We start from the raw sequence: 7215 nt of genomic DNA on the forward strand, positions 1-7215 counted from the left end.
ACATGGCAGTAAGTCTGAGCAAGGGCGGCAACGTCTCCCTGACCAAAGAAGCACCTGGCCTGACAGAAGTTATTGTTGGCCTTGGCTGGGATCCTCGCGTCACTGACGGTACCGAGTTCGACCTCGACGCCTCGGTGTTCATTGTTGGCGAGAGCGGCAAAGTGCTGAACGACGGCAGCTTTGTGTTCTACAACAACAAGACCTCACCGGACGGCAACGTCGTGCACCAGGGCGACAACCGCTCTGGCGCTGGCGAGGGTGACGATGAGCAAATCAACGTCAACCTGGCGGGCCTGGCACAAGAAGCCAAGAAACTGGCTTTCGCCGTGACCATCCATGAGGCTGATGGCCGCAAGCAGAACTTCGGTCAGGTATCGAACGCTTACATCCGCGTACTGAACAAGGCGGATAACAAAGAGCTGGCACGTTTTGACCTGAGCGAAGACGCATCCACCGAGACCGCCATGGTCTTCGGCGAACTGTATCGCAATGGCGAGGAGTGGAAGTTCAAGGCAATCGGCCAGGGTTTTGCAGGCGGTCTGGCACCGTTGGCATCGAACTTTGGCGTTAACCTGGGCTAAACCCCAGCGTTATGCAAAAGGCCCTCCCCGGTTTCGGGGAGGGCCTTTTTTTATGCCTGAACCACCTGTAGGAGCGAGCTTGCTCGCGAGCTTTTTTAACAAAGATCGCGAGCAAGCTCGCTCCTACAGGAGTGGTGCTATCAGCCGCGCCCAGGCGCAGGGGTGAGGCGGGCATGACGGATGACCTTATTTGGAATAAGCGGACCGTCTTGTATAGCGAGCAGTTTTTTACAAAATGATGTATCTGAATACAACCTGAACCTCTGTATCGTGTCGACACTTGTGAGTTTTTCACCTTTTTCGGCGCCTTCAGGTTTTTTTCAGTCACTACCGCGCCCTCTCATCGAAGTGGTTCAGCCCCGACATGGATACAGTACGTGCACGTCTCGCCAGTCTGATTGAGTTCGTCAAACAGACCGCGCTCATGCAAAAGCGCCCCGCGTTAACCGTCAGCCAGCACAACACATTCAGTGCCAGTGAAGAAAAACTGCGCTCATTACCGGGTGTCAGTCTGGATGTTCACGTGGGCGATGAAGATGAAATCTGGCTTCGGCTCGAGCGTTTGCACGAGACCCGGCCACCTGCGCCGCTCAGCCCGTTGCTGGGGCTGTGGATTGAGCTCAAGGGCACGCCGCAAGTCGAGCCTGCGCTCAAACATCGGGTGGCGCGCGAGGCGTTGCGCGCCAGTGGCGTCCTGACTGAACCCGCAACGCTCACCGGCACCCCGGGCAGTGAAGAGCCCGTGGAGGATGAGTGGGTCAATCTGGAAGACTGCCTGGAAGCCGGTGAAATCAAGGCTCAGCTCAAGTCCTACAGTCAGACTGCCTGGCGAATGTGGGCGCAAGAAGAAAAGCAGCGGCGCAAAAGTATCGAGCTCTACGCCGAACTGTTTTTGCTGGTGCAGCAGATGCAGGGCAACCTGGGGGACGCACAGCTGGAGCTGGTGTGGGGCATGGGCGTTTCGACGTGGGAACATCCCGAGGTCGGCGTCATCCACTACCCGCTGATCAGTCAACTGGTCGAGATCGACATCAACCCGGACAGCATGGCGCTCGAAGTGCGCCCGCGGGTCGCCGAGCCGCGTCTTGAAGTGGACGCCTATGTGGCCGCTGATATTGCCGGGGTCGGTGCCCTGGACAAGCTGGCCAAGGATTTTTTCAAGAAGGACCAGGCGGGAATCAGCCCGTTCAACCCCTCCAGCTACGACCCGGTGATCCGTTCGGCATCGTCATTGCTCGATGCCCAGGGGCAGTTTCTGCCGGTGACAATTGCCGACGGGGACCGCTCTGTGCCCAAGGCTGCCGAGCACTTGTGCGTCACTGATACCTGGACCCTGTTTGCCCGCGCCCGCGACAGCAATATGTTTATTGAGGACCTGGGCCGCTTTGACGCCGGGATCGAGGACCTCGATCATTTGCCGCCTGCATTGCAGGCAATTTTGACCGAGCCTTCAAACGTGCTTGAGGAGGTGGTTCTACCGCCGTTTCGCGGCTTGTCCTATGTCAGCGGCACCCAGGGTACGGATGCAGCCGCGTCAAAAGTGCACGAGCTGTACTTCCCCAAACCCTACAACGACGAGCAAGTGCAAATCATCCAGTTGCTGGAGGTGCACGACGGGGTTGTGGTGCAAGGCCCGCCCGGCACCGGCAAGACCCACACCATCGCCAACGTCATCAGTCATTACCTGGCCAATGGCAAGCGGGTGCTGGTCACCTCCATGAAGGATCCGGCGCTGGCCGTTTTGCAGGAGAAACTCCCCGAAGATATTCGTCCGCTGGCGATCAGCTTGCTGAGCAGCGAAGCGGACGGCATGAAGCAGTTCGAGTTCGCGATCCAGAAGATTTCGGCTGAGGTGCAACGAATTGATCGGGCGCTGTACAAGCGTGAAATCGGCCAGATTGATGACGAAATCAACACGCTCCACGGTCAGATATCCGCCGTTGATCGTGAAATCACCCAGTGGGCCGAACGTAATCTTTCAGAGCTGGAAATCGACGGTGAACGTCTGAGCCCCACCCATGCCGCGTTACAGGTGGCCGCTGCCCAGGACGAAATAAACCGCTTTGCTGACCGGCTCGGCATCGGCGCAGAACATCGTGCGCTGTTCACCCTGCAAGACATCATCGCCTTGCGCGAGGCGCGGCTTGAGCTCAAGGATGCGCTGTCTTATCTGGGGCAAAAAGTCCCGCAACTGGCCGATTTTCCGGATGCGCAGACATTGATTCAGGTCCATCAGGATCTGGCGCAGGAAAGCCAGCTGCAAAACAAGGAAAGCATCGGCGAAGTGCCGCGACTGCTGGACAGCAGTGGGCCGACCCTGGAGCAGGCCCAGGCCTTGCTCGAACACATCGGCCACTTGCAGGCCTTGCGCACCGCTATCACGGCTGCGCAACAGGGTTGGGTGCCAGCCATGCAGGCCTGGTTGATGCGCAACGGCAACAGTGATGTGCTGGCGCTTTTCGACAGCCTGAAGGTCGAAATCGAGGACACCCTCGCGGGGCGCAAAGCATTTGTGGCACGGCCGGTGAGCCTGCCGTTCGAGCTGCACACCCAGCCCGAGGTACTGGCCGCCATCGATAACCTGGCCCAGGGGCGCCGTCCATTCGGGTTGTCCGGCCTGATCGGCAAGGGCAGCCAAAAGCAGTTGCTGGACACCATCGTGGTGCTCGGCAGCAAGCCGCAAAGCGAGCAGGACTGGGCACATGTGCAAGGCTTCGTGCACTTTCAGCTGCACAGTCGCACCTTGCTGCTGCGCTGGAATGCGCTGGCCGCCGAAATGCCGCTTCCGGTGTTTGAGGCCGATGCCGAGCAACTGCCGGCGGCTGCCCGGGCGATTGAACAGTTCGACGATATTGTGCGCGCCGAACGTTGGCAAACCCGTGCTCAGACCGAACTGCGCCAGTTGCTCCCGGAGTGGCCACAGGTGAACAACCTGCGCACTGACGAGGCGGTACTGGGCCAGGGTGAAAGCATTTTGCGTCATCACCTGATGCGCCAGCGGCTGGCAGCCACCTGGGTCATCAAGGAAACCTTTAACAAGGCACTGGCCGGTTGTGGCGGTGCAGTGAGCGAACGCTTGCAAGGGTTTCTGGACTTGAGCCTCGGCCAGCCGGGCGTACAAGTGGCTGAGATACAGGTGCAGTGGTCCGCGTTGATGGACCAGTTGCGCGGCGTCCTGGCGCTCACGGCCGCCCTCGATACGGTTCAGCAGGTGACCGCGGTTATTGCCCGGAGCGGGGGCCTGATCTGGGCTGCCCGGTTACGTGAAGAACCGTGCACCGGGCCGGTGGATGCCTTGCTCCCGGATAACTGCCTGGAGATATGGCGCCTGAGCCGGCTGGCCAGTTACCTGGACAGCATCGACGGGCGCGAAGATCTCAAGCGGCTATTTAAATTGCGCGCAGAGCTGGAGCTGAGCCTGTCGCGCCTGTATCAGGATGCGGTGGTCAAGCGGACCTGGCTGCGACTGTCAGAAAACGCTACCCCCAGCGTCAGGGCTGCGCTGGAGCTATACCGCACGGCCATTCGCAAGATTGGCAAGGGCACCGGCGTGCGGGCCGGACGTTATCGTCAGGATGCGCGACTGGCTGCCGATGTGGCGATTTCGGCGATTCCCTGCTGGATCATGCCGCACTACCGGATCTGCGAGAGCCTGCCAGCGCAGTACGGCGCGTTCGATCTGGTGATTATCGACGAAGCCTCGCAATCCGATCTGAGCGCGCTACCGGCCCTGCTGCGGGCCAAAAAAGTGCTGGTGGTGGGCGACGACAAGCAGGTTTCCCCCGACGGTATCGGCATGGAAGAGGAGCGGGTGCAGAACATGATGACGCGCTTTCTGGGCAATCAAGTCGGGCTCTACCGACCGTTGATGTCACCCGAGCGCTCGCTGTACGACCTGTTCAAAGTGGTGTTTGCCAAGAGCGGTACCATGCTGCGCGAGCACTTTCGCTGCGTGGCGCCGATCATCGAATACTCCAAGCGCGAGTTCTACAACCACGAACTCAAACCTCTGCGCCTGCCGCTGATGACCGAGCGTCTGGACCCGCCGCTCATTGATCTGCTGGTCATGGACGGCGTGAAAAAGGGCAAGTTGAACCTCGGTGAAGCCAATGTGATTGTCGAGGAGATCCGCCGTTTGATCGCACTGCCGCAGATCGCCGGGCGCAGTATCGGCGTGGTCTCGCTACTGGGGGCAGAGCAAGCGCAAACCATCATGCAAATACTGACCCGGGAGCTGGGCGAAGAAGTCATCACCCGGTTCCAGATCAGCTGTGGCGATGCGCGTACTTTCCAGGGCAAGGAGCGCGACGTGATGTTCCTTTCGCTGGTCGCTTCCCCCGGCGACTGCTTTGCCAACAGCCGCGACTCGATTGCCCAGCGTTTCAACGTGGCGGCGTCCCGGGCGCGGGACCGCATGTACCTGGTGCGCAGTGTCGAGCTGACCGACCTCAGTGCGGTCGACGCTTTGCGCCGTGGTCTGATTGAACACTTCGAAACGCCCTTTACTCAGGATGCCGAACAGGTCAGCGATTTGCGCGAGTTGTGCGAGTCCGGTTTTGAACGCGACATGTACGATGAACTGACCCGGCGTGGCTACCGAGTGATTCCGCAAGTCGGCGTTGGCGCGTACCGCATAGACATGGTGGTCGAAGGCGACAACGACAGTCGCCTGGCAATCGAGTGTGACGGCGACCGCTTCCACGGCCCCGACCGCTGGGACAGCGACATGCGCCGCCAGCGCATTCTGGAGCGTGCCGGGTGGCGTTTCTGGCGCTGTTTTGCATCGGCCTTCACCCTCAATCGGCAGCTGATTATTGATGACCTGCTGAGCACCTTGAAGGCGATGAATATCGAACCGTGCAGTGGTGAAGGCGCAGCCCCGAGCATTCATGTCGAGCGGCGTCAGGTGTATGGATTCAAGCGCGCCGGCGGGGAGGGGGCAGTGCGCCCTTACGACCATCGTCCGGCCAAAGATCCGTTCCTGTTCTGGGTGCCGGATGGTCCGGCAACCAGTGATCCCCAACCGGACCTGTCTGCCCCGCAGATGGCCTGATCAAAGCCGTGCGCGCCCGGCGTCAGGCGGCCTGAACCAGCATGGCCGCTGCGGCGCCGAGCATGATGATCGCTGCACCTCTGAACAGGCCTTGCTGGGCCCGCGGGCTGGCGAGGACATGGCGGATACGTACCGCACCGAGCACAAACAGGCCGCCGACCATAAATAAAACAGCAATGGTTAGCGGCACCAGCATGACGCCCCAGACTTGCAGGGACACCGCCTGCAGGTTGATCACCAGCGGCAGTAGCGCCAGATAGAAGGCAATGGTTTTCGGGTTGCCCAGGGTGATGGTCAGGCCTGAGAGCCAGGCGCTGAACAGTTCCTGCCTGTTCAGCGGTTGGCCTACTGTGACCGGCTGGGGTTTTGCCTTCCAGAACTGCCAGGCCAGATAAGCCAGATACAGCGCAGCGCAGCCGCGTACCAGGACAAACAGGGCATCGAAGTTCCGGGCGACCAGGCTCAGGCCAAACACCGCGAACGATAAATAAATCAAATCCCCCAGAATCAACCCAAGCAACAAACTGAAACCGGGCAAGGCCCCGCCGCTCACACTGCGGGCTACCAGTGCCGCCATGCCGGGCCCGGGGATAGCCGCGGCAACAGCCAGGGCGGCGGTGTAAGTGAGTACCTGAGAAAATTCAAGCATGATCCTGGGGTGTCCTTTCGAGGTTTTTTGTAGGAGTAAGGATATTCCTCAAGTGCTGGATAATTTTGTCTATTCAGGTTGTGGGTCTGCTTAATGTGGGTCAGATTTACCGATAAAAATGCACAGGGAGGTATTTATGACCGAGCAGACGTTAAGCGCAATCGACGCCCGAATTCTCGCGGCCTTGCAGCAGGATGGGCGCACCACCAATCAGACCCTGGCCGATGGCATCGGCATGTCGGTCTCGCCTTGCTGGCGTCGGGTGCGCCAGCTTGAAGAGCACAAAGTGATTCAGGGCTACCGCGCGGTACTGGACCGCCGCAAGATCGGGCTGGGGGTGCTGGTGTTTGTGCGGGTCACCATTGATCGCCACAGCGAAGTCGAAGCCCGCAAGTTCGAGCAAGAAGTCATGGCCCTCGAAGACGTGGTGGCTTGCTACAGCATCGGTGGCGACGCGGACTTTCTGTTGCAAGTGGTCTCGCGTGACCTGGACACCTTTGCCGACTTTGCCATGTCGGTGATCCGGCGCCTGACGGGAATCAAAGAGATGCAGAGCATGTTCGTACTCAAGGAAATCAAGCCGTTCGTGGCCTGGCCGGTCAAAGGCCCAAAAGCGTGACCGCGATGCAGACGACGCGGTTTTACTCTAGGGCCCGCACAGCCAATCGCCGGCAAGCCAGGCCCCCACACGAGGCATTCGGCCTCACAAACCCCCCGTAGGAGCGGGCTTGCCCGCGATGCAGTCGACGCGGTTTTACTCTCTGCCCCCGCACAGCCAATTGCTGGCAAGCCAGGCTCCCACAAGAGGCATTCTGAACTGGTCAAGTAATCTTGGACACCAGTTAAGGTTTACGCCGCCAGCCGCTCCCTCGTGACTGGCGATCGATAATCGTTGTAGCTGTGAGGCCTGACAGTGTTGTAACGCGATACAT

4 protein-coding genes are annotated in these 7215 nt (G+C 59.8%); 3 read left to right on the top strand and 1 reads right to left on the bottom strand.

The features are described 5' to 3' along the window. The first annotated feature begins 2 nt into the window (after window positions 1–2). Window positions 3–581 carry a TerD family protein gene (locus ACP7BO_RS23400; RefSeq protein ID WP_060695443.1) on the top strand — a complete coding sequence of 193 codons (579 nt, stop codon included), beginning with the start codon at window positions 3–5 and terminating at the stop codon, window positions 579–581. A gap of 364 nt (window positions 582–945) precedes the next feature. After that, the gene (locus ACP7BO_RS23405; RefSeq protein ID WP_426212914.1) at window positions 946–5634 is read left to right on the top strand and encodes an AAA domain-containing protein; all 4689 of its coding nucleotides are present in this window, start codon (window positions 946–948) and stop codon (window positions 5632–5634) included. A 22-nt stretch (window positions 5635–5656) separates the two neighbouring features. Here the strand turns inward: ACP7BO_RS23405 and ACP7BO_RS23410 are convergent, their stop codons facing one another. Then, window positions 5657–6283: a LysE family translocator gene (locus ACP7BO_RS23410; protein WP_426212915.1), complete on the bottom strand. Its 627-nt coding sequence runs from the start codon at window positions 6281–6283 to the stop codon at window positions 5657–5659. Window positions 6284–6419: 136 nt separating this feature from the next. Here ACP7BO_RS23410 and ACP7BO_RS23415 point away from each other — a divergent pair, with 136 nt between their 5' ends. Continuing rightward, entirely contained in the window at window positions 6420–6902 is a 483-nt protein-coding gene (locus tag ACP7BO_RS23415) for an Lrp/AsnC family transcriptional regulator (protein ID WP_426212916.1), read from the top strand. Window positions 6903–7215: the final 313 nt, after the last annotated feature.

This window comes from Pseudomonas sp. TWR2-1-1 (assembly GCF_049897045.1).
GTDB lineage: Bacteria > Pseudomonadota > Gammaproteobacteria > Pseudomonadales > Pseudomonadaceae > Aquipseudomonas > Aquipseudomonas versuta.